This window comes from Pseudomonas sp. 5.2 (genome assembly GCF_059025405.1).
Genome location: NZ_JBYBHH010000011.1, coordinates 64,315 through 89,632, shown reverse-complemented (window position 1 = coordinate 89,632; position 25,318 = coordinate 64,315). Strand labels below are relative to the sequence as shown.

Sequence of the window (25,318 nt, the reverse complement as noted above, 5' to 3'; positions counted from 1 at the left end):
GTCATCGTTGGGCGAAACGGCCCCTATCGTGAGCAGACCGATCCCATGAGCCCGATGCCCGCCAAGCAACTCCAGCCCGACCCTCAGCAGGAAGCCCTGGAGTGGTTTTCCCGTTTGCGTCAGCCCGGCTGTGACGAAGGCGAACGCCAGGTGTTTGCCGCCTGGTGCCAGGCGCCGCAGAACGCCCAAGCCTACGCTGAACTGGAAACCTTCTGGCAACAGCTGCAACCGCCACCGGCACGGCCCCGACCGCGGCAGACAAACACGCGCCGCAGCCACCTGGGCAAATGGCTGGCGCTGCTGTTTTTGCTGGTGCTGGGCGCTTTGGCCTACTTGTACTGGCCACTGATGCAACGCCTGGGCAGCGAACTGCACACCGACGTGGGCGAACGCCGTAGCCTGCGCCTGCCCGACGGCTCGACCCTGCACCTGGACAGCGCCAGCGCGATGAACGTCGACCTGCGTGGCCGTACCCGCCAGTTGCACCTGGTACAAGGCCAGGTCTACCTGGAGGTCCTGCTCGACGGCCGGGCCATGGAGGTAGAAGTGGGCGATGCGCGCATCCAGGTATTTGGCACCCGGCTGCAAATCGCGCGCTATGCGCACCACGACGAGCTGGTGGTGCTCAGTGGCAAGGCCATGGTTGTGCAGGCCGGCGAGCAGCGCCTGGTCTCGGCGGGTGAACGGGTGAGCTTCGACGGCACACGAATCGATACTGTGCAAAAAACCGATCTGAAAACTGCCGACAGCTGGCGCAGCGGCCGCCTGCGCGCCACCGATATGCCGCTTGGGCAGGTGCTGGAACGCCTGGCCGGCTACCAGGGCGAACGCCTGTGGATACTCGACGCACACACCGCCCATCGGCGCGTGAGCGGCGATTTCAACCTCGACCGCCCTGCCGAAAGCCTCGCCGCACTGGCCAGCGCCCAGCAATTGCAGCTGCACAGCATGCTCGGGCACTGGCTGATCGTTCGCTGAAGGCGGGCCTGGCGGCTAAGTTTTTGAAAGCGTGCAAATTTTTTTTGAAATGAGTGTTGACAGAGGGGCATCACAAGGGAATAATGCGCGCCATTGGCTACATAGCTCAGTTGGTTAGAGCATAGCATTCATAATGCTGGGGTCCGGGGTTCAAGTCCCTGTGTAGCCACCAAACATGATAAAGGGCTTACCGAAAGGTAGGCCCTTTTTCTTTGCCTGCAAAAAATTCTCCCCCTAATAGGAACGGCCCTGTGCCGCCCCTACAGGAAGGGAATTAGCCCTCTGTATGCCTTAAAACTCCCACTTCGAGTTCAACATGAAGTTGCGCGGTTCGCCGTACGAGGCACTGTTGAAGTTGTCATCGAACGAGCTGAAGTACTTTTCGTCGAACAGGTTGTTCACTGTCGCAGTCGCCGACCACTGCCGAGTGAACTGATAGCGAGCCATCAGGCCAACAGTGGCAAAGTCCCCTTGCTTGATCTTCACCGGGTTGCTGACCTGCCACGGCGTCGCGGTAAAGTGCATCCCACTCTGCCAGTTCACCCCACCCCCAATGGTCAACCGCGCTAGCTCACCGGGCAGTTGGTAAGTCGTCCAGAGTTTGAACATATCCATCGGGATGGTCGCCTTGACCCGCTCACCGTCGTTGTCCTTGACCCTGGAATGGGTGTAGCTGCCGATCAGGTTCCAGCTCGGCGCCAGCTCACCGCTCACCTCCAGGTCGATACCACGGGTGGTGGTCTTTTCTGCTCGATAAGCGGTGATCAAGCCCTCACTGCCCGCCACGGTTCCATCGGCCACGGCATCGTTGTCCAGCTTGACTTCGTACAGCGCAATGGCGGTATTCAGGCGGCCGTCGAAGTATTCGCTCTTAAGGCCGATCTCGTAGTTATCCCCTTCTCGCGGCTCCAACAGTTTCCCTGCCTGAGTCCGGTAGGGCTGCGGCTTGAAGATGCTGGTGTAGCTGGCATAGACGGCGTGCACATCATCAAGGTCGTAGACCACGCCAGCGTAGGGCGTCACTTCACCCGTGGCCTTGACCGAATCGTCGGTGTCGTACGGCTGCAGGCTGGCGACGTGATAATGGAACAAGGCGTCGTACTGGTAATTACTGACCCGCGCGCCGAGGATCAGCGACAGGTCATCAGTTGGTTTGAGGCGCGTCGCCAGGTAAGCCCCGGTCTGGCGCTGGTCGATATCATCGTCTTCGCGGTTGAAATTGTAGGACGGCGTCGGGCCATGGTTGTCCCAGGTCCAGATATTCACGGGTACACCGCTGACACCATTGTTGCTGCTGCCATTGGCCAACAGGTTTCCGAAGCCATTACGCCGGTTCTCATAACTCTGGTAATTGAAGCCCATCACCAGTTCGTGCTCACGCCCTAGTAACTGGAACGGGCCACTGAGCATCACATCGATGCCGCGCTGTTTCTGCGTGTTATCGCCCTGGGTTGCGGTGTAACGCAAGCCATCGCCTGTAGACGGGTTGAGCACGCCAGTGGTGGTGCCGACGATGACCGAATCGTAATCGCGGGTGCCGTACAGATAGTTGGCGGCGAGCTTGAGTGACCAGCCCTCCCCCAGGCGCTGCTCAAGCGACGTGAAGGTGTTGACCGACTCTTGGCGATTACTGCTGTCGCGGCTGGCGCCGTTGTATGAGCGCGGAATACGGTACTGGAATCCGCGCCCCGCACCATCGGTGGCCACAACCGGCAAGCCGGTAGTGGAGAAACCGCGCGGGTCGCTGTCAAGGTATTCGACACCGAGGGTGAACATGGTCTCAGGCGTCAGGTCCATCTCGCTGATGCCATACACAATGGTTTTCTGCTGCTGAAGGTGGTCAGTGAAGCTGTTGCCATGCTGATAGGCCGCCACCGCACGACCGCGCACGGCACCGTTGTCGGTCAATGGGCCCGACACATCCACCTCGGTGCGGTAAAGGTCCCAGGATCCAAGCCCGCCACTGATGTAGCCTTTGAATTGATCGGTAGGCTTCTTGCGAACCAGGTTCACCGTGCCCGAAGGGTCACCAGCCCCCGTCAGCAAGCCCGTAGCACCTCGCACAACTTCGACCCGGTCGTAGATGGCCATGTCAGAAAGCGCCTGGGGCAGCGCCTGACTGAAAGCGAACGTTGTGGTGGGCATGCCATCGTACTGATAGCTGTCAACCGCCAGACCGCGAGAAAACACATACAAACGATCACTGCCTGGGCTCTGCACATTGATCCCAGCCGTCTGCTCGAGCACCTGGCCAATGCTGCGCAGGTTCTGATCCTCCATGCGCTGACGGGTCATCACGCTGACCGACTGCGGCGTCTCACGCAGGCTCAGGTTGAGCTTGGTGGCCGTGTTGCTCGCCCCCGTCGCGTAAGCGCCGGTACCCTCGGTGGTATTGCCCAGCACTTGGCTGTTGATGGTGGTGGCCCCCAGCTCCAGCGGCCCCTCGCCGCCCGGCGCGCTGACCAGCACGAAACCATCGGCACTGCCGTGCGCCTGCAAGCCCTGCCCGCCGAGCAGCACGGCAAAGCCTTCCTGCACACCGTAGCTGCCCTGCAGCCCAGCACTGCGCCGGCCGGCAACCTGGCCGGCTTCGAACGAAATCGCCACGCCTGCCTGGCGGGCAAAGCTGCTGAGCACATCGCCCAACGCCCCCGCCGGTACGTCATAGCGCTGCACCTGCTGCTGCGCCTGGGCCAGCGGCGCAAGCACCAGCGGCAGGCTACCCAGCCCCAGGTGAATACCCAGGGCCAGCGCATTGCGAGGCATGAAGGGGATGCGCGCGCGCAGGTTCGAAAGCATGTTCCCGATACTCCGTTATGTTGGCTTACGACAAGGACGGGTGGGAATCGAGAACTGGAAGCAAGTGGGAATCTTTTTTATCGCGCCTCGGCCTCAGGCAGGTATGTGACCCGCGTGACCCAAGGGCTGAAGTGATCGATGCGCAGCGGCAGGCTGCGCGCCAGCAGGCGCAGTGCCCGCTCACTGTCGTCGGCAGGAAGCACCGCCGTGACACGAATCGCCGCCAGCGCTTGGCGGTCGAATAGCAAGTAGCCCGAGTGATTGCGCGCCAGTTGCTCAAGCACTTCGCTCAGCGGCCGCTCGCGCACCACCAACTGGCGCTGCGCCCATGCCTGCTCCACCGCCTTACCGTCGATGGCTTGCACATCGCCAGGCCCCTCGGCATCGAAGCGCAGTTCCTGGCCAGCCATCACCACCTTGCGCTGGCCATGGCTGTCGACTTCGGTACTCGACTCGATCATCGCCAGGCGTGTGCCCTCGGCAAGCTGCTCTACCACGAAGCGCGTACCCAACGCGCGCACGCTGCCATGCTTGGTGACTACCTTGAACGGGCGATCGGCATCCTTGGCCACGCTGATCAGGATTTCGCCGCGCAGAAGGTGCACCGTGCGGTTTTCGGCATCGAAGTCCAGGTCGACGGCAGAATCGCCATCCAGCTTCAGCAGGCTGCCATCCGGCAACTGCCGGGCAGACCATTCGCCGCTGCCGGTACGGATATCGGCCAACAGATAACCGGGCGTCACGTGCTGTACCCACGCCGCTGCCGGCAATGCCAGCACCGCTAACAGGGCGAGCGCTTTGACGGTCAATGCCGTGCGCCGCTGCCGCTTGAACGCGATCAGCGCGCTGCGTGCAGGTGCCTGCTTGAGCACTTGCAAGGGGGCCAGGGTTTCCTGCATGCGCTGAAAGGCTTCGAGGTGCTCGTCATCCTGGGCCAGCCAGACACGAAAAGCCTCGCGTTCGCGGCCACTGGGCTGGTCGTCGAGGCGCACCAGCCATTCGGCGGCTTCGTGAAGGATCTCGGGGCTCATAGGCAGGCCTGCGCGGCCGCGTGGCAGGCCAGCAGTGCCTGCACCAGGTAGGTCTGCACGCTCTTGGTCGATACGTTGAGGCGCTCGGCGATGTCGCTGTGGCTAAGGCCTTCGAGATGGCGCAACACGAACGCCTGACGCACCCGCGGCTGCATCCGCGACAGCGCTCGGTCGATCTGCTCCAGGGCCTGCACCGCCGAGAGAATTTGCTCTGGCGAGGGTGCCTGCTCCATCTGCTCGGCATGCAGCGCCAACGCTTCGCGGTAGGCTTGCTCCAGTTTGTGGCGGCGACCGCGGTCGATCAGCAGCCGCCGCGCCACCGTTGCCAGCAAGGCCCTAGGCTCGCGGGGCGCCACGTAGCTGCCGGCGCTGAGCAGGCGCACGAACGTGTCCTGGGCCATGTCTGCCGCGTGCTGCGGGCAGTTCAGGCGCTGGCGCAGCCACACCAGCAGCCAGCCGTGATACCCCTTGTACAAGGCATCCAGGCTATCGGCGGCGGCAGGTGAACTGGCTTTCATCGCGGTAATTCGCAAATGGGAATGATTCTATATTAAAGGGCCAGTACCCTGACTTGCAATCGTCACATTAACGAACACCTGTTACTGCCACAGCCAGGCCCAGCCCGATCAAGGCCAGCCCAATCACCCGGTCCACCAGCCGCTGCCGCTCGATCATCGCCTTGCGCAATGCCGTGCTGGAGAAGAACACCGCCACCAGGCTGAACCACACCCAATGGGCAAACGACATGAACGCGCCGTAAGCGAAGTCCAGCGCCAGCGGGCTGCCCGGCTGCACCACCTGGGTGTAGGCGCTGATGACAAAGAGCATGGTCTTGGGGTTCAGGGCATTGGTTAAAAACCCCGTGCGCAGTGCCGCCCAGAGGCTGGCGCCGGTGTTTTGGCCGATGCCGTCGAGGCGGATGCGCGTGGTGTTGGTCAGCGATTTGTAGCCGAGGTAGATCAGGTACCCAGCACCGACGACCTTCATGAACAGGAACAGGGATGGGCTCTGGCTGATGATCACGGCGATGCCCAGCACCGTATACAGCACATGCACCTGCACGCCCAAGGCGATCCCGACGGCAGCCGCCAGTCCGGCTTTACGGCCCTGTGCATAACTGCTGCGGGTGACCATCGCGAAGTCGGCCCCCGGGCTGATGACGGCAAGGATGGTAAACAGGGCTACGGCGATGAGCTCGGTCATTGGCGGGTCTCGATTGGCGATGAAAATGCACAGACGCGCCGATTATCCTGGGCTTATGGGCCGCTAAAAATCGATTTATAGTGGCGGATATTCGATAGTTTTTCTCACAGAGGTGCAGTGCTTGTACTGGCCTCTTCGCGGGCAAGCCCGCTCCTACAGGTGCTGTGCACACTTCATGAGTGCGCGATCCTTGTGGGAGCGGGCTTGCCCGCGAAGAGGCCGGAACAGGCACCACAAAACCATGAAACTGCCCCCTCTCAACGCCTTCCGCTACTTCGACATTGCCGCCGAAACCGAAAGCTTCGTGCGCGCCGCCGAGCGCCTGCATGTCACCCACGGCGCGGTCAGCCGGCAGGTACGGCTGCTTGAGGAAAGCCTCGGTATCGAACTGTTCGAACGCCGCAACCGGGCCATTTTCCTCACCGCCGCAGGCCGTGCGTTGCATGGCACCACCCAGGCCATGTTCGAACAGCTCGAAGGCGCCGTGCAGCGCCTGCAACAGCAGGAGCGCGACAACGTGCTGGTGCTTTCCTGCGAGCCCACCATCGCCATGCGCTGGCTGATCCCGCGCCTGCCGCGCTTCCACAGCGCCCACCCCGACCTGCAACTGCATCTGGTAGCCGCCGGTGGGCCGCTGGACTTCGCGCGAAGCGGCGTCGACCTGGCGCTGCGCCGCGATGACTTCCACTGGGACCGCCAACTGCATCACCGCAAAATCTGCGACGAATGGATCGGCCCTGTCTGCCGTCCCGGCGACGCCACCGGCCTGGACGGCCAGCGCTTGCTGCACAGCCGCACCCGGCCCAGCGCATGGCCCACCTGGCTGCGCTTGAGCGAACGACGGGCCGGGCACACCGAGCGCAGCGACTATGAGCATTTCTATTTGTCGATCCAGGCCGCCAGTGCGGGCCTGGGCCTGGCCATGGGGTCAGCCCTGATGGTGCGCGACGAGCTCGACAGCGGCCAACTGCAGGCCCCTTTCGGCTTCTTGCGCGACGGCTCTGCCTACCACCTGCTCAGCCCGCAGCCACTGGACGAGGGCGGCAAGCGCCAGCGCTTCGCCGAATGGGTGATCGACGAATGCCAGACCTGCCTGGCTCACTTGGGTTTGATACAGAACGACGACCCGGCGCTGCCATCGCCACCCCAGGTTCGGTAGCCGGCCGTGTCGACATGAATACGACCTGACGGGTAGCGGCCCAGGCCCATGTTCCAGGCTTGGCCATGTTGCTGCCAGAAACGGCATAACGGGTTGGGGTCGGCCCAGGCCGGCAACAGCATATCGACGGCGAAGGCACGGGTGTGGGCGCTGTTGACAGCGCCACCGGCGCAGACGTTCAGGCGCGGGTCACGGTAGGCTGAAACCACCTCGAACTGGCGCAGGATGCCTTGATCGCCGAGGGTTTTGAGCAGCGACAGCGTCGAGCGCACCGCAGGCCATTGGCTGGCCGGCGGCACCGCAAACGGCGACGCCCGGCACAGCTTCCAGTCCGAGGCCGAGCGAAGCAGTTGGTGAATAGGCACCACCCCGTACAAGCGGGCGTCTACCAGCATCTCGCGGAACGGGCGAGTCTGATGATCGCCAGCCCATTGGGCGAACATCCACACGTCGCGGTCATCGGCCTGCGCCGCATTGACCGCACACATCCCCGCCACCAGCAGTAGCCACTTCGTACCTGTCATCCCTGTTCCCCTGCTGTGCGATATCACGCACTCTGTTTCAATTCATGTAAGCAGAAACGCAGGGCAACACACTTTCTTGGCATTTACGCCACGCGGTTTTGCATTCTCGGCCATCATGAGCCCACTACTCAGCCCCGTACGCGATTATTCAGTTCGTCGGCTGTTGGGGTGAAAAAACCGGCCTAGCGCCTAATGCTGTTCACTTAAGTTATCCATCGACTGTATTGGGGCCGCTTTGCGGCCCATCGCGGCACAAGGCCGCTCCCACAATGTTCGCGAATGCCCTGTAAATAGGGGCATAACGCGGTCGGTGTGGGAGCGGCCTTGTGCCGCGATGGGCCGCAGAGCGGCCCCGGCATTCTTAAGTGAACAGCATTAGGCCTAGCGCCGGTTTTTTCGTTTTCAGGGTAATGAAAACCTTGCGTACTGCCTGCTTTCCATCAATTTCCAGATCCGTCCCAACAAAGAAGAAACCGGCAATCAAGCCTGATTACGGGTAGCTACGTGCGGCCTTCTACTCCAACGCCCGCAACCGATACTGCGGCGGCAGTTGGGCGAACCCGCTGATGGTGGTGTCCAGGCTCTTCCAACGCCCGTCCTTGATGCCGTAGATGCAGCCATGCACCGACAGCTCCTGCCCACGGTGCCAGGCGTTCTGCACGATGCTGGTGTGGGCCACGTTGGCGACCTGCTGGATCACGTTCAGCTCGCACAGGCGATCGACCTGCGCCTCTTCTGTTTCAAGCTTGGCCAGCTCACCGCGCTTTTCGTAGTACAAGTCGCGAATCGAACGCAGCCAGCCGTCGATCAAGCCTAACTGGCGGTCCTGCATGGCGGCGCGCACGCCGCCGCAACCGTAGTGGCCGGTGACCAGGATGTGTTTGACCTTGAGCACTTCGACGGCGTACTGGATCACCGACAGGCAGTTAAGGTCGGTGTGCAGCACGACGTTGGCGACATTGCGGTGGACGAACAGGTCGCCGGGCAGCATGCCGACGATCTCGTTGGCCGGCACCCGCGCATCGGAGCAGCCGATCCAGAGGAATTCCGGGGTTTGCTGACGGGCCAGTTTGGCGAAGAAATCGGGGTCACGCTGGGTGATGGCATCGGCCCAGCGCGCATTGTTGTCGATCAGTTCCTGCAGGTCGTGCATGGTCTTGCCTCATCAGGTTGTACCTGTGTGACTGGACCTGCGCCTGAGGGGTCACTCCTCGAACAGGGTGCAGGCCATCACCAGGGCATCTTCACGGCCACCTGCGACCGGGTAGTAGTCGCGGCGGCGGCCGATTTCGTTGAACCCGTAGCGCTCGTACAACCGATACGCCGACTGGTTGCTGGCGCGCACCTCGAGGAAGCACTCACGCTTCCTCCAGGCGTACCTGAATGAACCCCTGGACAAAATCGCGTGCAGCGTCCGGGCCTTGCTCCATAAACGATAGATCGACAGATCTCAATCGACGCCACCTATTTGCTTTCTATCTGACAGCTTCATGACCGGATCGCAGGGCGTGAATGAACCTACATGGTTAGACCTGCCTTGCAGCATCTATCTGAGAATATTACGCCAATGTGAATCGCGAATCGCATCAACAACTGAACCGATAGACCCGGAAACGTATTTCCTCACCTCGTCAGCTTGTAATGAGTTCGGATATTTCCGGGCAAACTCTTTGTTCGCACTACTCGCCGACAGATAACCGCGGATATCTAAATACTCTAGCGCCATAGCTCTATTAGCTGCACCCACACTATCATTAGAAAACACCCTCTGATCAGAATTCTCAATTCGAGCTATCATTTTGGTTCTTAACAGCTGCCACTCGACACCACCCCGCGGGTTTTGAATGAGACCTCCTTCTTGCTTCACGCGCTTTGGCACCCCAGCCTCTACGGGTGACGCAGCACGCTTAAGCGAAGCATGAGCCCCCTCCGAGCGTGGGCTAATCTCTATCCTTGGAAAATACTGTACCTGACTCTTTCTAAATAAAACCTCTGAATAATAATTACCCGCCCCACTGTACTTTAGGCGTGTACCCACCCAATCAAAGCGACTTGATGAGCCCACATAGTAGATCATGTGGCCACTAGGGTCCGTACGATTCACTGGGTCACCCCCGCAGTAAACATACGCATTCACACCTCCTCTACCAAACGGACTGAATTCATCAGGCGAGTTGAAGCGATGGGTTACAACGTCAAAAAAACGATAACCGTTTCCAAGAAAGTAACCGATTGGCAACAATGACTGCATCTGGCCTGCGAAGCCAATCAGCGACTCCATACCCCTCTGGAAGCCATAAGGTGAATACGCCACCGATTTAGACCGTGTACCGGACTCACCTACCACAGAGCCCATGCCATCCGAAGCAAGCATCATCGTTTGCTGAAGATCATTGGCAACCTTTCGCTCGACAAGCCGCATACCCGCAGCCTGGATCAACGAACTGCAACGGCCTTCCTGCCAAACAGTGCGTACTGCATCCCCTTCATAAAAAAACCAAGCACCCGTGAAAGTCTTCATGGTCGTAATACTCAGAATTCCCATCCCAATGATTCAGAACGCGAAGCCCTTTGTATACTGGTAAAAATGCCAGGAGCGTTTCTGGGATAACTCGGAAGCCGAGCGCAGCAACGGGTGAATCGGCACCACGCCATAGTACGCGCTAGAGGGCTGGCAGCCAGCGCATCAGCAAATGGACCGCACCTTCACTCTTCGAACAACGTACAAGCCATCACCAGCGCATCCTCGCGCCCGCCTGCCATGGGGTAGTAATCCCGCCGGCGGCCGATCTCGTTGAAGCCATAGCGCTCATACAACCGATAAGCCGACTGGTTGCTGGCGCGCACCTCGAGGAAGCACTCCCGGCCATTGAGCTGATACGCGCGCGCCATCAGGTGCTCGAGCAGACGCAGGCCCAGGCCACACCCCTGGTTCTCGGGTTTGACGGTGATGTTCAGCAAGTGCGCCTCGTCGATGATCACGTTGATCACGCCGTGGCCGACCTGCTGCTGGCCATCGAACATCAGCCACACTTCGTAGGACTTGAGCGCATCCTGAAAGATTCCGCGGGTCCAGGGATGACTGAACGCGGCATATTCGATCTTAAGCACGGCATCCAGATCCGCCTCAGTCATCGGGCGGAAACTGATCGATTCACTCATTCAACGCTCTTCCAGCGCGCCATCAGCTGGCGCATGGCTTTCCAGACGTCCGCCTTGCGCTGCGGCTCGTCCATCAACAGTTCAAGGCCCGGCAAGGCCCAGGCGTCGCCCAGGCCCTCGAGCTTCAGTACTTGGTAGTAGATGTGCGCATCGGCATTGCCGGCGAAGCGCAGCGCGGGCAAGCCGATCAGCCACAAGCAGTTGCATGGGGCTTCTTCCAGGCGCGCCTGGATGAACCCCTGGACAAAATCGCGTGCTGCGTCCGGGCCCTGGTCCATGTTGCCGCGCACCAGCAACGGCCAGCGGACCGGCTCGCCGATGATCTGCGGGGCGTCGGGCAGGCCGGCGGCGCGCAGCATGTCCTTGAGCAGCAGGTAGGACGGGTCGCGGCTCTGGAAGGGCTGACCGGTGGCCAGTTCCACCAACAGCAGGCAACTGCCGGCGCGCAGCAACTGCAGCGAGAAGCGTGGCGGCGGCACCGGAGCCGGGCGCGGTGCGGGTGCTTCTGGTTCCGCTTCGGCGGGCTTGGCGGCGGGCTTGGCGGTGCTGCCTGGGCGCGGAATTTCGATTTTCGGGCGTTCGCCAGAGCGTGCCTGAGGGGCGGCTGGCGCCGGCTGGTTGGCCGCCGGTGCAGGCCTGACCTCGAAGTCGATGTCTTCGACCGGCGCCACCGGCAATAGCAGTTCGGGGCGCGACGGTGCGGCGAACGGCAGTTCGGCGCGCGGCAGCCAGTGCACCACTTGCATGGCGGAGAGGTAGGCGCGGCGACGGGGTTCGGTCAGCACTGGGCGGGTATCCGGAGGGTTGAAACAATCGGGCATTCTAACGCGTACGCCTTGGGTTTTGCAGTGTTGTTGAGATCGAGCGACGCCCGCGCGGCGCATCGCGAGCAACGCTCGCTCCTACGTTTGTTTTTGGCCAATAACGCCTGTGACAGGTGCGCGCGACCGCCTTGTTTGTTGGACGCGATATCGCGCCATGCGCCAAGGCGGTCGCGCGCATTGACCCCAGGAGTAATTGGCCCGAAACAAACGTAGGAGCGAGCGTTGCTCGCGATGCGCCGCGCGGGCGGCGCTCGATCTCAACACCGCCACAAAAGCAACGCCATACACACGCAAAGCAAAGGGACATCTCTCATTACAGACCAAGGGGTGAAATCCTCCCCCCTGGATGCAGTACAATCGCCCCCTTTTTCTTGGCAACGAGTCGAAGCCAATGATCGAACCCAAGCGCGTCCTGCGCGCCCTAGCCGAACACTGGGCCCTGATCGAGCCACTGTGCGAACGTTTCGACCAGGGCACCCTGAGCCTGGTTGAACTGCGCCAGCATGTGGCCCGCCAGCAGGTCGAAAGCACCCCGCAGGACATCACCCAGCTACTCGACGTGTGGATCCGCCTGGATATCCTGGTCCCGGTGGCCAAGAGCCCGAACCGCTTCGAGCTCAACGCCCAGATCCACGACTTCCTCGCCTACCTGCGCCGTGAACACCGCTTGGGCCTGTGCCTGGAGATCGAAGCCTACCTGCGCCACCTGGAGCGCCTCGCCGGGCATATCCAGGACGCCTTCGACAACCGCGACAGCGACGACCTGGCGCGCCAGCTGCGCCTGCTCGACATGCGCGTGCGCGATGTGCTCAAAAAGCTCGACAACGACGAGCAGGCACTGGTGGCCGTGGCCGAACGGGCCAAGACCAGCAACCGGCAGATCCCGCTGCGCCAGCGCTACGCCGAAGTCCTCGCAACCTGGGACGAATACGTCGAGCCGATGATCCAGCTGGTCAACGCCGACGGCGCCTTCGAACAAGGCGTGCGCAAGGTCGAGACCGTGCTGCTGCGCCTGCTGGGCGAACAGGCGCGCCTCGGCCACCTGGTCGACGACGACATGCTGCTGCGCACCCACGCGCGCATTCTGGAAATGCAAACCAGCGCCCAGCTGACCCTGCGCCACGCCCGTGAATTGCTGCTGCCCCTGCGCGAAGAAGCGCGCCGGCACAACGCCGTGACCCGTGGCGCTGCGTTGGCCCTGTCGGTGATCCGCCGCAAGGGCATCGATGCCGTGCCGCAAGCGGCCATGCCGATGTTCACCCGGCCGCAGAGCACCTTCCTCGGCAGTGCCAGCCAGGTCGAGGCTTATGTTTACGCCCTGGCCCGTTTCGAGCCCAAGCCTGCGCGCTTCCCCAAGGCGCACAAGACCGACAAGGACCCGCTGCCGCGCGCGCCACGTACGGTCAAGGAAATGCTCGAACGCTGCGAACAGGCCCTGCCGCTGCCCGACCTGATGATCTGGCTGCTGGACCAGGAGCCCGAAGGCGCCACCGACGAACTGCTGTATTGGTTCTCGCGCCTGTCCCGAGAAAAGCGCTTCAAGCGCGAGCGCCTCGAGCGCCGCGACTACACCACCCACGAACACCTGGTCAGCCTGCGCTCGTTCGCCCTGACGTCCAGCCGTGAAGACGTCGCCCGAACGACTGCCGAATCCAACGCGAGCCCAGCCAATGCATCTTGATCTTTCCGAACTGTCCCAGCTCGCGCCGATCTTCCGCGAGCTGTTCAAAGGTTTCCACGTCAGCCGCCGTGACCCGGAACTGTACGCTCAGCTGTCGAACTTCCAGGACCAGTACCGCACCCTGTTCAAGGCCTTGGGCTTCGAGCTGGTGTGCGACACCCGTGGCTTCTATTACTTCGTGCCCGAGCTTGCCGCCGCGCAGGTCAACAAGACCGCCCAGCGCCTGTCGTTGTTCACCTTCATCCTGGTCGAGCACCTGGCCGACCAAGGCCGCGACCCGATGGCCGTGCTCGACGGCGGCAGCATCGGCCGCGACGAGCTGCCCTCGCTGCTGGACAAGTACCGCGACCTGTTCCTGCAGGCCGAGGTGCAAACCGTTGAAGAGCTCGAAGAGAAAATCCTCCGGCGCATGACCCAGCTCGGCTTCGCCCATGAGGAAGGCGGCATCTACCGCTTCCTGCCGCCGATGCACCGCTTCCTCGATGTGTGCCTGTCGGTCCAGCAGGACCGCGACCTGGCTGCCACCCTGCACAGCGACCTGCCCTTGCCGACACCGGTACTGGTCGAGGAAGAAAGCCCGGAACAACTCAACCGCACCGACGACCCACTCGACCTGTCGCCGTTCGAAGGCGACGAGAGCGAAGAGGACGCCCTGGCCCGGGCCATCCGCGAAGAGCAACAGGAGATTGACGCATGAGCCAGGAACGCTACGGCATCCGCCGCTTTGCATTGCTCAACACCGCCGGTTACAGCCTCGGCCTGTTCCCGCTGGAACACCCGCTGTCGGTGTACGGCGCCAACAACCTGGGTAAATCGGCGTCGATCAACGCCCTGCAGTTCCCGATTTTGGCGCGCATGTCTGACATGAGCTTCGGCAAGTACAGCCTGGAGCAGTCGCGTCGTTTCTACTTCGCCAGCGATACCTCGTACATTCTCTGCGAACTCAACCTGCCCCATGGCCCGCACGTGATCGGTGTGGTCGGCCGCGGCCCGGGTGGCGGTTTCGGCCACCAGTTCTTCGCCTACAAAGGCGAGCTGGACCTGGCCCACTACCAGAAGAACGACACCTGCCTGCGCCAGAAGGAGCTGTTCACCAACCTGGAGCGCCTAGGCCTGAAGGCCTACGAGCTCAAGCCCGACGAACTGCGCCGGCTGCTGGTCGGCGGCCACACCTCGGTGCCGCTGGACCTGACCATGATCCCGCTGCGCTCGACCAGCGAGCAAAGCCTGAAAACCTTCCGCGCGCTGTTCATCAACCTGCTGCACATGCGCGAAATCACTGCCGCCAAGCTCAAGCAGCTGTTCCTCGATGCCTTCGAGCACAGCCTGCGCTCGGGCAGCGTCGACTACATCGCAGCCTGTGAAGAAGCCTTCCGCGACGTGCGCCGCATGGAGCAGGACTACAACGCCCTGGTCGCCGCCGGCCCACTGGTTGAAGCCCTGGCCGGTGGCGTGGCCCAACGCGACATCCTGCGCGGCAAGCTGCACCGCCTTTCGCCGCTGCTCGACAACCTGCTGGGCACCTGGCAGGAATACGCCATGGCGCGCAAGGAAGAGCTGGTCATCCAGTCCGAGCACTACCGCGGCGAACAGGACCGGTTGCAGAACGACCAACGTGGCGGTACCCAGGAGCTGATGCGCCTGGAACGTGAAATCACCGGCATCCAGCGCTGGCTTGGCGAGTTGTCAGTGCTCAAGCACCGCTTCGCCCTGGTCGATGACGTCAAGGTGCTGGAGCAGCAGTTGCTGGCCGCCAAAGACGCCCACGACGAACTGGCCGGCGCCCTGGCCCAATCGCGGCAGTTCTCGGCCGAAGACCTGGACGAGCGCGTACGCGACCTGGAAAAACGCCTCAAGCAGGTCCGCCAGCAGCTCGACCACGCCGACAACAACAGCTACGCCCGCCTGCGCGAAGAATTCTCGCAGCAGGATGTCGACCGCCTCATGCGCCTGTTCAACGGCGCCCTGTTCAGCCTGCCGCTGGGCGAGCGCGGTATCGAATTGGACGACAGCGACCTGTGGGTAAAATCGCTGGAAGCCGTGCTCGACGGGTTCAAGGGCGAGCGTTTCGAAGCGCCCGGCCTGTCCATCGACCTGTCACACATCGACCCACCGGCCTTGCAGGCCCTGGCCGACCGCGCCGCCCTTCGCGACCAGAAAGAGCGCCTGGAAAAAGAACTCAAGCAGCTCAAGACCCAGCAGGCCGTAGCCGCCGACCGCTCCGCCTCCAAGGCGCAGACCGAAACCCTGTACCAAGCGGTACTGGACGCGCAAAAAGCCTTGGAAGACTTCCGCCGCAGCGAAACCCTGGCCGCCGAAGAGCCCGACAAACTGGAGCAGCTGTCGCAACTGGAAGCCGCCCAGGACGAGCTCAAGCGCTCCAGCGACGCCTTCACCGAACGCGTCCAGCAACTGTCGGCCAAGCTGCAACTGGTCGGCCGGCAGATCGGCGACCTCGAGTCCAAGCAACGCACCCTGGAAGACGCCCTGCGTCGCCGCCAGCTGTTGCCGGCCGACCTGCCCTACGGCACGCCGTTCATGGAGGCGATCGACGACTCGATGGACAACCTGCTGCCGATGCTCAATGACTACCAGGACAGCTGGCAGGGCCTGCAGCGGGTGGATAACCAGATCGAAGCGCTGTACGCCCAGGTGCGCCTCAAGGGCGTGGCCAAGTTCGACAGCGAAGACGACATGGAGCGCCGCCTGCAACTGCTGGTCAACGCCTATGCGCACCGCACCGACGAGGCCCTGACCCTGGCCAAGGCACGCCGCGCGGCCGTCACCGACATCGCCCGGACCCTGCGCAACATCCGCAGCGACTACGACAGCCTCGAGCACCAGCTGGCCCTATTCAACCGCGAGATCAACAAGCGCCAGGTGTCCAACCTGGAGAGCTTCCGCGTGGTGCTGGCGCCGAACAAAGAGGCGCTCAAGCACATCGACCAGATCATCCACAGCGCCGGCCAGTACGAGGAAGGCGAGACCCTGTCGGTGTTCGACCTGACCCAAAGCTCGGACCAGGACCACAAGAACGAAGAAGCCAAGGAGTACCTGGCACGGCTGGTGGCGGCCAACCACAACCAACTGGGCCTCAAGGACTTGTTCGAGCTGGCGTTCGAGATCACCAAGGTCAATGGCCAGCCGGTGATCCACGCCGACATCGACGGCGCCGCGTCCAACGGCACCACCATGACCATCAAGGCGCTGACCAACATGTACTTGTTGCTGCACCTGATGGACCGCGACCTGGCCGGGCGCATTCGCTTGCCGTACTACCTCGACGAGGCGGCAGACATCGACGAACGCAACCAGGCGGCACTGCTGGAGACCAGCTTGCAGCTGGGCTTCGTGCCGATTCTGGCGAGTGTGAAGCCGCAGGTGTCGGCCAAGGTGGCGATCGACCTGGAAGGTGGCAGCGGGCCGAATGGCATCTACATCGACGAGGCGGACTGGAAGTTCATCAGCCGGCTGGATGAGGTGAAGGCGGATGTGCGTGAGGATCAGGCTGAGGCGTTGGCCTGATTGTTGTGAACGGGGGCCGCTTTGCGGCCCTTTCGCAGCACAAGGCTGCTCCTACAAGGGGACGCAGCTCAGATCTCTGTAGGAGCAGCCTTGTGCTGCGAATGGAGGCCAAAGGCCTCCCCGCATCTACCAGGCTATCAGTGAGCCCAAGGCAAGATCGGAATCGCCGTCACCGCATTCTGCGGGCTGCCTTCGATCATGCGGTCGCTGTACACCAGGTACACCAGGGTATTGCGCTTCTTGTCGAGAAAGCGCACCACCTGCATGGTCTTGAACACCAACGAGGTGCGTTCCTTGAACACTTCCTCGCCATCTTTCAACTCACCCTTGAAGTTGATCGGCCCCACCTGACGGCAGGCAATCGACGCCTCCGCCCGGTCCTCGGCCAGGCCCAAGCCACCCTTCACGCCGCCGGTCTTGGCCCGCGACAGGTAACAGGTCACGCCCTCGACCTTGGGGTCATCGAATGCCTCGACCACGATGCGGTCGTTCGGCCCGACGAACTTGAACACGGTCGACACCTGGCCGACCTCCTCGGCACCGGCCAGCATCGGCAACGCCAACGCTGCCACGGCGATCATCCTTTTCAACATGCCCACGCCCTCAAACCAGAACCAGGTTGTCACGGTGCACCAGCTCGGGCTCCGCGCTGTAGCCCAGGATGCTTTCGATGGCATCGGACGGCTGGCCAATGATTTTTTGCGCCTCAAGGGCGCTGTAGTTGGCCAAACCGCGGGCCACTTCCAGGCCATCAGGGCCGACGCACACCACCATCTCGCCACGACGGAAACTGCCCTGCACGGTCTTCACGCCCACCGGCAACAGGCTCTTGTTGGCCTGGCGCAGCGCCTGCACGGCACCGGCGTCCAGCACCAGCGTGCCACGGGTTTGCAGGTGCCCGGCCAGCCACTGTTTGCGCGCTGCAAGCATGCCGCGCTCAGGCGACAGCAAAGTCCCGAGGCGCTCGCCCGTCTTGAGGCGGTCGAGCACGCGCTCGATACGGCCACCGATGATGATGGTGTGGGCACCGGAACGTGCCGCCAGGCGCGCCGCGCGCAGCTTGGTCTGCATGCCGCCACGGCCCAGGGCACCGCCGGTGCCACCGGCCACGGCGTCGAGCGACGGGTCGTCGGCGCGAGCTTCGTAGATCAGCTGGGCTTCGGGGTTGTTGCGCGGGTCGGCGTCGAACATGCCGTCACGGTCGGTGAGAATCACCAGCAGGTCGGCTTCCACCAGGTTGGCCACCAGCGCGGCCAAGGTGTCGTTGTCGCCGAAGCGGATCTCGTCGGTGACCACGGTGTCGTTCTCGTTGATCACCGGCACCACGCCCAAGTCGACCAGCGTGCGCAAGGTGCTGCGGGCGTTGAGGTAACGCTTGCGGTCAGACAGGTCGTCATGGGTCAGCAGAATTTGCGCGGTGTGCTTGCCGTGCTCGCCGAAGCTCGACTCCCAGGCCTGCACCAGGCGCATCTGGCCGATCGACGCGGCCGCCTGCAGCTCGTTCATCGCGCTCGGTCGCGAGGTCCAGCCCAACTGGCTCATGCCAGCTGCCACGGCCCCCGAAGAGACCAGCACCAACTCCACGCCTGCTTCACGCAGCGCGACCATCTGCTCGACCCAAACGGCCATTGCGCCGCGATCGAGGCCCTTGCCATCGGCGGTCAACAGAGCACTGCCAATCTTCACGACCCAGCGCTTGGCGCCCGTCACCTTGCTTCGCATCTTCTTCCAACCTATGTCGAATCTGTAGAGACCGTAGATACAAAAACGCCGCTCCAGAGAGCGGCGTTTAGTGTACTGCAACCGGTCAGTCGCGCACGTAAATGATTTCTGGGCCGTCTTCGTCGTCCTCGAAATCATCATCCCAACCGTCATCGTCGCCGATGTCGTGGACGCTCTTGACGCCAGTGCGACGCAGGGTGCGGGCGTCGTCCAGGGCCTGCAGCTGAGCACGGGCTTCGTCTTCGATGCGCTGATCGAGGTCGGCCAGCTCTTCGGCGTAGGCCGGGTCGTTGGCCAGGCGATCGGCGCGGTCTTCGAGGTAGCGCATCAGGTCGTGGCTGAGCTTGTCGGTGCCCTGCTTGGAGATCGCCGAGATCACGTAGACCGGGCCTTCCCACTGCAGACGCTCGACCACTTCCTTGACGCGCTCATCGCGCTCGTCTTCCATGACCATGTCGGCCTTGTTCAGCACCAGCCAGCGCTCACGCTCGGCCAGCGACGGGCTGAAGCGGGTCAGCTCGTTGACGATCACTTCGGCGGCATCGGCCGGGCTGCTTTCGTCCAGCGGCGCCATGTCGACCAGGTGCAGCAGCACACGGGTACGTGCCAAGTGCTTGAGGAAGCGGATACCCAGGCCGGCACCGTCGGAAGCGCCTTCGATCAGGCCGGGGATGTCGGCGATGACGAAGCTCTTCCAGCGGTCGACGCTGACCACACCCAGGTTCGGCACCAGGGTGGTGAACGGGTAGTCGGCGACTTTCGGCTTGGCGGCCGACACCGAACGGATGAAGGTGCTCTTGCCAGCGTTCGGCAGGCCGAGCAGGCCGACGTCGGCCAGTACCTTCATTTCCATTTTCAGGTCGCGCTGATCACCCGGCTTGCCTGGGGTGGTCTGGCGCGGCGCACGGTTGGTGCTGGACTTGAAACGGGTGTTGCCCAGGCCATGCCAGCCGCCTTGGGCGACCATCAGTTTCTGGCCAGGAGTGATCAGGTCACCGATCACTTCCTGGGTGGTGGCGTCGATCACCGTGGTGCCGACCGGCACGCGCAGGAACAGGTCTTCACCCTTCTTGCCGGTGCAGTCGGTGCTGCCACCGTTGGCGCCACGCTGGGCCTCGTGGTGACGGGTGTAGCGGTAGTCGACCAGGGTGTTGAGGTTTTCGTCGGCAACCATGTAGACCGAACCGCCGTCACCGCCGTCACCCCCGTTAGGGCCACCGTTTTCGATGAATTTTTCGCGACGGAAGCTCATGCAACCGTTACCGCCGTCACCGGCTTTGACTCGAATCGATACTTCGTCAACAAACTTCATTAAAACCGCCTCTCGTCGGCAGACGAGCTGAATACTTAAAAAACCTGAGGCTCTTGCAAAAATGAGCGCGGCGGCCCCGTACGACCGTAGAAACCCACGCCGGCAGCCCATACAAACAGCTTTGCAAGAGGCTCACCACAAACGAAAAAGCCCCGTCGCATGACGGGGCTTCTGGAGCGACGTCGCGATTAAGCGGCGACGATGCTCACGTAACGGCGGTTGAACTCGCCTTTCTTCTCGAACTTGATCACGCCTTCGATCTTGGCGAACAGGGTGTGATCCTTGCCCATGCCAACGCCGTAACCGGCGTGGAACTGGGTGCCGCGCTGACGGACGATGATGTTGCCGGCCTTGACGACCTGGCTGCCATACATCTTCACGCCAAGGCGTTTCGATTCTGAGTCGCGACCGTTACGGGTACTACCACCAGCCTTCTTGTGAGCCATGGTTCAATTCTCCAAATAAATTCAGGGGATCTAGGGGATTAAGCCTGGATGCCGGTGATTTTGATCTCGGTGAACCACTGGCGGTGGCCCATACGCTTCATGTGGTGCTTACGGCGACGGAACTTGATGATGCGGACTTTATCGTGACGGCCTTGCGAAACGACTTCTGCAACAACTTTAGCGCCAGCGACGACTGGTGCGCCGATGGTGACTTCTTCACCGTTGGCAACCAGCAGAACGCGATCGAAAGTCACGGATTCGCCAGTGGCGACTTCCAGTTTTTCGATCTTGAGGAATTCACCTTCAGCGACTTTGTACTGCTTGCCGCCGGTAACGATTACTGCGTAAGACATGGTATTTCTCCGATAATCCTGCTCACCCAGCGCTTTATATATTGAGTATTGGCTGGCATGGCTGCATGGGGCTGGAACGGCCCGGTGCAATTGCGTAAGGCAGGTGCTGCCCAGGAAGTTAGGGTGCGCGATTGTACGCAACCCCGGTTTTGCTTGCAAGTACCGCCCCGGTGGCGCTGGCACCGCGCCTTGACACACCGGGACCCGCGACCTAGCATGCCGCGCAACGTCAATGGAGCAGCCGATGCAACCCCAAACCTTCTACCGCGCGGTGGCTGATGATTTCAGCGCCGTCGACGAGATCATCAAGAAGCAGCTGACCTCGCGCGTGCCGCTGGTATCGAAGATCGGCGACTATATCACGTCGGCCGGTGGCAAGCGCCTGCGTCCCCTGCTGGTCCTGCTCTGCGGCAAGGCCCTGGGCCGCGAAGGCGACGACCTGCGCCTGCTGGCAGCGACCATCGAATTCCTGCACACCGCCACCCTGCTGCACGACGACGTCGTCGACATGTCGGGCATGCGCCGTGGCCGTTCCACTGCCAATGCGCTGTGGGGCAACGCGCCAAGCGTGCTGGTAGGTGACTTCCTTTATTCGCGCTCGTTCGAAATGATGGTCGAACTGGGTTCGATGCCGGTCATGCAGATCCTCTCCAAGGCCACCCGCGTCATCGCCGAGGGTGAAGTGCTGCAGCTGTCGCGTGTTCGCGATGCCAGCACCACGGAAGAGGTGTACATGGAGGTCATCCGCGGCAAGACCGCCATGCTGTTCGAAGCCTCGACCCACAGCGCCGCCGCGCTGGCCGGCGCCAGCGAAGCACAGCGCGAGGCCCTGCGCACCTTCGGTGACCACCTGGGCGTGGCCTTCCAACTGGTCGACGACCTGCTGGACTACAAGGGCGATTCGCAGACCCTCGGCAAAAACGTCGGTGACGACCTGGCCGAAGGCAAGCCGACCCTGCCGCTGATCTATACCATGCGCGAAGGCACGCCTGAACAGGCTGCACTGGTGCGCAAGGCCATTCAGAAGGGCGGCCTGGAAGACCTCGAGCAGATCCGCGTAGCGGTCGAAGCCTCGGGCGCGTTGGACTACACCGCGCAGATGGCACGCGACTACGTGGCCAAGGCCATCGAGTGCCTGGAAGTGCTGCCAGCCAGCGAGTATCGCGATGCATTGATCGAGCTGAGCGAGTTTGCGGTAGCGCGTACGCACTAAGACAGCGTCGCCCTCTTCGCGGGACAAGCCCGCTCCCACAGGTACACCACTGCCCTTGAACTGGGTGGAGAACCTGTGGGAGCACAGGTACAGCACTGCCCTTGAGCTGAGTGGAGAACCTGTGGGAGCGCAGGTACACCACTGCCCTTGAGCTGGGTGGAGAACCTGTGGGTGCGGGCTTGTCCCGCGAATGCTTTTGAACGGACAAAAACACTTCCCGCTTAAAACCTTATACAATATGGGCCTTTAACCGCCTGTCTGTTTAAGGAACCGAAGTGAGCACTCTGCCGCCCTGCCCCAAATGCAATTCCGAATACACCTATGAGGATGGCAGCCAGCTGATCTGCCCCGAATGCGCCCACGAGTGGTCGGCCAACGGCGAAGCCGAAGCCGCCAGCGATGACGTGGTGAAAAAGGATTCGGTCGGCAACGTCCTGCAGGACGGCGATACCGTCACCGTGATCAAGGACCTCAAGGTCAAGGGCTCGTCCCTGGTGGTCAAGGTCGGCACCAAGGTCAAAAATATCCGCCTGTGCGACGGCGACCACGACATCGACTGCAAGATCGACGGCATCGGCGCCATGAAGCTGAAGTCCGAGTTCGTACGCAAGGTCTGACAACGCTGTGCGACGGGGCTGCCTTTCAGGCGGCCCTGACAGATCCTGCAACAGGGTCACTGCACCATCCGGCAAAAATACGCCAATAGCCCCTTGCTATTTTGATAATAAGAATTATTCTCATTGGAATTGCTGTCCAAGGAGAATAGCCATGACTTATCTGATCGACGCCTGGCTCGAACGCCCTCACCCTTACCTGCGCATCCTGCATCGCGAGACTGGCGAAGTCTGTGCTGTGCTTGAAGAAGAAGCGCTCGATGAACTGCGAGACCAGGGCGACCTGGACATGAGCGGGCTGAATTCGAGTGAGCCAGGGGTGCTCAAGGAGCTGGTGCGGAATTTGTTTCTGTTTTGCTATGCGCGGGCGTTGCGCCCTGGGGGGACAGACTGGAATTGATGTTTGCAGGCCCGACGCATTCGCGGGCAAGCCCGCTCCCACAGGTTGATCACTGGCCTTGAATGCCGTGGCGACCCTGTGGGAGCGGGCTTGCCCGCGAATGGGCTTGAGCAGGTCTTACAGTACGTCGAGCAGCTCGACGTCGAACACCAGGACGCTGTGCGGCGGGATGCTGCCAACGCCTTGGGCGCCGTAGGCCAGCTCGCTCGGCACGTACAGGCGCCATTTGCTGCCAGCGTTCATCAGCTGCAGGGCTTCGGTCCAACCGGCGATCACGCCGCCAACCGGGAATTCAGCCGGCTGGCCACGGTCGTACGAGCTGTCGAACACGGTGCCGTCGATCAGGGTGCCGTGGTAGTGAGTACGCACGTTGCTTTCGCGGGTCGGCTTGGCGCCTTCACCTGCGGTCAGCACTTCGAACTGCAGGCCCGAAGCCAGGGTGGTGATGCCTTCGCGCTTGGCGTTTTCGGCGAGGAATGCCTTGCCAGCGCCAGCAGCGGCTTCAGCCTTGGCTGCAGCTTCGGCTTGCATGATGTCGCGGATGACTTTGAAGCTGGCCGACAGGTCGGCTTCGCTGACGCGGCTGTCGGCGCCGTTGAAGGCGTCGGTCAGGCCAGCCAGGATGGCGTCCAGGCTGACGCCTGGTGGCGGGTTGTCACGCAGTTGACCACCCAGCTGACGGCCGATGCCGTAGCTGACGCGGGTTTCGTCGGTAGACAGGTTGAGTTCGGACATTGTCGTGCTCCACTGCAGGGCGCAGTGCAGCCGCGCCCTTGATGAAAAGGGCGAGCAGCCTAGCACACTGGGGCGCCGCGAGCAGCTACCAGGCCGAACGCTGGGAAATCGGCAATTTCAGGTCTTCTTCCGGGTGTGTGCCCATGCCACACATTTCGTCCTGCACAGACCAGTGCAACAGGTTCAGCGAGAGCAATGGAAGGTCCTTGAGCAGGCTCCGTGCCTCTTCCACGGAGTGCACGCGCAAGCGCTGCCCACGGCTGTCGGAAAGCGGGTGCGCACGGCCCTTGACCCGGGCCTCAAGCAGATAATCGCCACCTTCGATGGCAATCAGGTTGAGTTCGTCGACATGGCCGACCCTGGCCTCGGTATTGAGCTGATGCAGGTTCATGAGAGCACCTCGCAGCGGGAACCGCGTGAGTGCTCATTTTTTGTACAAGGTTTGCGAATACACAAGGTAAAACTGACGCCACTGGTCAGTTTTACCCTCAAGCCGCGTGGGCTCAGTGCTTGGTGAGCTTGTCCAGGTAGCCCATGCAGAAGGCCGACACCACGAAGGTCATGTGGATGATCACATACCACATCAGGTAGTCGGTGGAGATGTTCTGGGCATCCATGAACACCCGCAGCAGGTGAATGGACGAAATGGCCACGATCGACGCAGCAACCTTCATCTTCAGCGACGAAGAGTCCATTTTGCCGAGCCAGTTGAGCTTTTCTTTGCTGTCGTCGATGTCCAGTTGCGAGACGAAGTTCTCGTAGCCGGAAATCATCACCATCACCAGCAGGCCGCCCACCAGCGACATGTCGATCAACGACAGGATCACCAGGATCAGGTCAGCTTCGCTCAAGGCAAAAACGTTGGGCAGGACGTGGACGACTTCCTGGAAGAATTTCAGGGCCAGGGCCAGCAGGCCGAGCGACAGGCCGAAGTAGATAGGGGCGAGCAGCCAGCGCGAGGCATACATCGCGTTTTCGAGAATACGTTCCATGGAGGGTAAGGGACTCGTCAGGTGACTAAAAAAGCGACGGCGAGTATAGCCAGCCACCTGTTGCAGCAAAAGCTGAATCGAATTGGCCCATTCGCAGCACAAGGCTGCCCCTACCGGTAGGAGCAGCCTTGTGCTGCGAATGGCCGCAAAGCGGCCCCAGTTCACTCAGCTTTCAGGATGAAACTGATAATCCCCCAGGTTGCGGCAACGCTCGCCATTGATGCGACGCAACTGCGCTTGCAGGTGCAGGCACCAAATCTGCGGGTCTTCGGTCACTTGGTAGCCATGCAGCGTGAGGCTGTCGACGATGGCATTGAGCACCGACTCGGCAACCAATGGCCCGTGGAACGGCCCCTGAGCCTTGATGGCCGAGGGTTGCTCACCGGCCATGCCGGCGGCGAACAGCAGCGTCCACATGCCGTTGTCACCGGCGAGTGGGCGAATGCTGCATTCAATGCGGGTCACCAGGCCCAGGCACTGGCGAGTAAGGCTGAGGTTGCGCATGGCCGCGTCCCCTCCAATGAGCCCTGTTCAGCCTGAAACCCTCAGGCTGTTTCCATCCTGAACCCTGATTGCTCCCTAAGTTCCAGCATAGAAGAACAACACAGAAAGTTGGAAAACCGGCGCTGAACGGTAGCACATCGC

At 61.9% G+C, this 25,318-nt stretch carries 26 protein-coding genes, 1 tRNA gene and 1 pseudogene; 9 read left to right on the top strand and 19 right to left on the bottom strand.

What is annotated here, in order from left to right:
- Positions 1-54 precede the first annotated feature (54 nt).
- Entirely contained in the window at positions 55-978 is a 924-nt protein-coding gene (locus tag AC5PZ0_RS17720; protein ID WP_493855449.1) for a FecR family protein, read from the top strand.
- 95 nt (positions 979-1,073) lie between these two features.
- Positions 1,074-1,150 (top strand) — tRNA-Met (locus tag AC5PZ0_RS17715).
- Between the two features lie 119 nt (positions 1,151-1,269).
- Here AC5PZ0_RS17715 and AC5PZ0_RS17710 read toward each other — a convergent pair.
- From AC5PZ0_RS17710 to AC5PZ0_RS17695, 4 genes are all read right to left on the bottom strand, one after another.
- Positions 1,270-3,777: a TonB-dependent siderophore receptor gene (locus AC5PZ0_RS17710; RefSeq protein ID WP_493855412.1), complete on the bottom strand. Its 2,508-nt coding sequence runs from the start codon at positions 3,775-3,777 to the stop codon at positions 1,270-1,272.
- Between the two features lie 77 nt (positions 3,778-3,854).
- Positions 3,855-4,808 carry a FecR domain-containing protein gene (locus tag AC5PZ0_RS17705; protein ID WP_493855411.1) on the bottom strand — a complete coding sequence of 318 codons (954 nt, stop codon included), beginning with the start codon at positions 4,806-4,808 and terminating at the stop codon, positions 3,855-3,857.
- Complete coding sequence (locus AC5PZ0_RS17700) at positions 4,805-5,326, bottom strand: sigma-70 family RNA polymerase sigma factor (protein WP_493855410.1); 522 nt, start codon at positions 5,324-5,326, stop codon at positions 4,805-4,807. Before AC5PZ0_RS17700 ends, AC5PZ0_RS17705 begins: the two co-directional genes overlap by 4 nt.
- Positions 5,327-5,393: 67 nt before the next feature.
- On the bottom strand, positions 5,394-6,011 hold the full coding sequence (locus AC5PZ0_RS17695) for a LysE family translocator (protein WP_493855409.1): 618 nt from the start codon (positions 6,009-6,011) through the stop codon (positions 5,394-5,396).
- Between the two features lie 241 nt (positions 6,012-6,252).
- Here AC5PZ0_RS17695 and AC5PZ0_RS17690 point away from each other — a divergent pair, with 241 nt between their 5' ends.
- A complete protein-coding gene (locus tag AC5PZ0_RS17690; RefSeq protein WP_493855408.1) occupies positions 6,253-7,170 on the top strand; it encodes a LysR substrate-binding domain-containing protein in 918 nt (305 codons plus the stop codon).
- On the opposite strand, the gene AC5PZ0_RS17685 is transcribed toward AC5PZ0_RS17690, so the two are convergent.
- From AC5PZ0_RS17685 to AC5PZ0_RS17660, 6 genes and pseudogenes are all read right to left on the bottom strand, one after another.
- Positions 7,110-7,694 (bottom strand): D-Ala-D-Ala carboxypeptidase family metallohydrolase, encoded by a 585-nt coding sequence (locus AC5PZ0_RS17685; protein WP_493855407.1) that lies wholly within the window; start codon positions 7,692-7,694, stop codon positions 7,110-7,112. The genes AC5PZ0_RS17690 and AC5PZ0_RS17685 overlap by 61 nt on opposite strands.
- 514 nt (positions 7,695-8,208) lie before the next feature.
- Positions 8,209-8,847 (bottom strand): carbonate dehydratase, encoded by a 639-nt coding sequence (gene can / locus AC5PZ0_RS17680; protein WP_033701363.1) that lies wholly within the window; start codon positions 8,845-8,847, stop codon positions 8,209-8,211.
- A gap of 51 nt (positions 8,848-8,898) precedes the next feature.
- Positions 8,899-9,057, bottom strand: a pseudogene (locus AC5PZ0_RS17675) (ribosomal protein S18-alanine N-acetyltransferase); the annotation flags it as partial.
- Between the two features lie 183 nt (positions 9,058-9,240).
- Complete coding sequence (locus tag AC5PZ0_RS17670; protein ID WP_493855406.1) at positions 9,241-10,215, bottom strand: RHS repeat-associated core domain-containing protein; 975 nt, start codon at positions 10,213-10,215, stop codon at positions 9,241-9,243.
- A gap of 185 nt (positions 10,216-10,400) precedes the next feature.
- Positions 10,401-10,856, bottom strand: a complete 456-nt coding sequence (gene rimI, locus AC5PZ0_RS17665; RefSeq protein WP_027594512.1) for a ribosomal protein S18-alanine N-acetyltransferase — start codon at positions 10,854-10,856, stop codon at positions 10,401-10,403.
- A complete protein-coding gene (locus tag AC5PZ0_RS17660) occupies positions 10,853-11,641 on the bottom strand; it encodes an energy transducer TonB (protein WP_493855448.1) in 789 nt (262 codons plus the stop codon). Before AC5PZ0_RS17660 ends, rimI begins: the two co-directional genes overlap by 4 nt.
- 430 nt (positions 11,642-12,071) lie before the next feature.
- On the opposite strand from AC5PZ0_RS17660, the gene mksB reads away from it, so the two are divergent.
- Genes mksB through mksF form a run of 3 tightly spaced genes read left to right on the top strand, consistent with a single transcriptional unit; the run spans position 12,072 to position 16,886 of the window.
- Positions 12,072-13,361, top strand: a complete 1,290-nt coding sequence (gene mksB, locus AC5PZ0_RS17655; protein ID WP_454242538.1) for an Mks condensin complex protein MksB — start codon at positions 12,072-12,074, stop codon at positions 13,359-13,361.
- On the top strand, positions 13,351-14,058 hold the full coding sequence (gene mksE / locus AC5PZ0_RS17650) for an Mks condensin complex protein MksE (protein WP_099428293.1): 708 nt from the start codon (positions 13,351-13,353) through the stop codon (positions 14,056-14,058). The genes mksB and mksE overlap by 11 nt, the downstream gene beginning before the upstream one ends.
- On the top strand, positions 14,055-16,886 hold the full coding sequence (mksF, locus tag AC5PZ0_RS17645; protein ID WP_493855405.1) for an Mks condensin complex protein MksF: 2,832 nt from the start codon (positions 14,055-14,057) through the stop codon (positions 16,884-16,886). The genes mksE and mksF overlap by 4 nt, the downstream gene beginning before the upstream one ends.
- Before the next feature lie 137 nt (positions 16,887-17,023).
- On the opposite strand, the gene AC5PZ0_RS17640 is transcribed toward mksF, so the two are convergent.
- From AC5PZ0_RS17640 to rplU, 5 genes are all read right to left on the bottom strand, one after another.
- Positions 17,024-17,479 (bottom strand): CreA family protein, encoded by a 456-nt coding sequence (locus tag AC5PZ0_RS17640; RefSeq protein WP_172960338.1) that lies wholly within the window; start codon positions 17,477-17,479, stop codon positions 17,024-17,026.
- 10 nt (positions 17,480-17,489) lie between these two features.
- Positions 17,490-18,608, bottom strand: a complete 1,119-nt coding sequence (gene proB / locus AC5PZ0_RS17635) for a glutamate 5-kinase (RefSeq protein ID WP_027594518.1) — start codon at positions 18,606-18,608, stop codon at positions 17,490-17,492.
- A gap of 85 nt (positions 18,609-18,693) precedes the next feature.
- Positions 18,694-19,920 (bottom strand): Obg family GTPase CgtA, encoded by a 1,227-nt coding sequence (gene cgtA / locus AC5PZ0_RS17630; RefSeq protein WP_027594519.1) that lies wholly within the window; start codon positions 19,918-19,920, stop codon positions 18,694-18,696.
- 188 nt (positions 19,921-20,108) lie between these two features.
- The gene (rpmA, locus tag AC5PZ0_RS17625) at positions 20,109-20,366 is read right to left on the bottom strand and encodes a 50S ribosomal protein L27 (RefSeq protein WP_008092023.1); all 258 of its coding nucleotides are present in this window, start codon (positions 20,364-20,366) and stop codon (positions 20,109-20,111) included.
- A gap of 38 nt (positions 20,367-20,404) precedes the next feature.
- Positions 20,405-20,719, bottom strand: coding sequence for a 50S ribosomal protein L21 (gene rplU, locus AC5PZ0_RS17620; RefSeq protein ID WP_003247466.1), 315 nt, complete (start codon positions 20,717-20,719; stop codon positions 20,405-20,407).
- Positions 20,720-20,963: 244 nt separating this feature from the next.
- Here rplU and AC5PZ0_RS17615 point away from each other — a divergent pair, with 244 nt between their 5' ends.
- From AC5PZ0_RS17615 to AC5PZ0_RS17605, 3 genes are all read left to right on the top strand, one after another.
- On the top strand, positions 20,964-21,932 hold the full coding sequence (locus AC5PZ0_RS17615; protein ID WP_027594520.1) for a polyprenyl synthetase family protein: 969 nt from the start codon (positions 20,964-20,966) through the stop codon (positions 21,930-21,932).
- Positions 21,933-22,207: 275 nt separating this feature from the next.
- Entirely contained in the window at positions 22,208-22,549 is a 342-nt protein-coding gene (locus AC5PZ0_RS17610) for a zinc ribbon domain-containing protein YjdM (protein ID WP_027594521.1), read from the top strand.
- Positions 22,550-22,700: 151 nt separating this feature from the next.
- Complete coding sequence (locus AC5PZ0_RS17605; protein WP_010951938.1) at positions 22,701-22,946, top strand: PA4570 family protein; 246 nt, start codon at positions 22,701-22,703, stop codon at positions 22,944-22,946.
- Between the two features lie 117 nt (positions 22,947-23,063).
- On the opposite strand, the gene bamJ is transcribed toward AC5PZ0_RS17605, so the two are convergent.
- The 4 genes from bamJ to AC5PZ0_RS17585 all read right to left on the bottom strand — a co-directional run bounded on the left by bamJ (position 23,064) and on the right by AC5PZ0_RS17585 (position 25,177).
- Positions 23,064-23,681 (bottom strand): BamJ family beta-barrel-assembly machinery protein, encoded by a 618-nt coding sequence (bamJ, locus tag AC5PZ0_RS17600; RefSeq protein ID WP_027594522.1) that lies wholly within the window; start codon positions 23,679-23,681, stop codon positions 23,064-23,066.
- Between the two features lie 85 nt (positions 23,682-23,766).
- A complete protein-coding gene (locus AC5PZ0_RS17595; RefSeq protein ID WP_085274308.1) occupies positions 23,767-24,072 on the bottom strand; it encodes a DUF6482 family protein in 306 nt (101 codons plus the stop codon).
- A gap of 112 nt (positions 24,073-24,184) precedes the next feature.
- On the bottom strand, positions 24,185-24,673 hold the full coding sequence (locus AC5PZ0_RS17590; RefSeq protein WP_016501546.1) for a TIGR00645 family protein: 489 nt from the start codon (positions 24,671-24,673) through the stop codon (positions 24,185-24,187).
- 165 nt (positions 24,674-24,838) lie between these two features.
- Positions 24,839-25,177, bottom strand: coding sequence for a PA4575 family protein (locus tag AC5PZ0_RS17585; protein WP_027594524.1), 339 nt, complete (start codon positions 25,175-25,177; stop codon positions 24,839-24,841).
- Between the last annotated feature and the right edge of the window lie 141 nt (positions 25,178-25,318).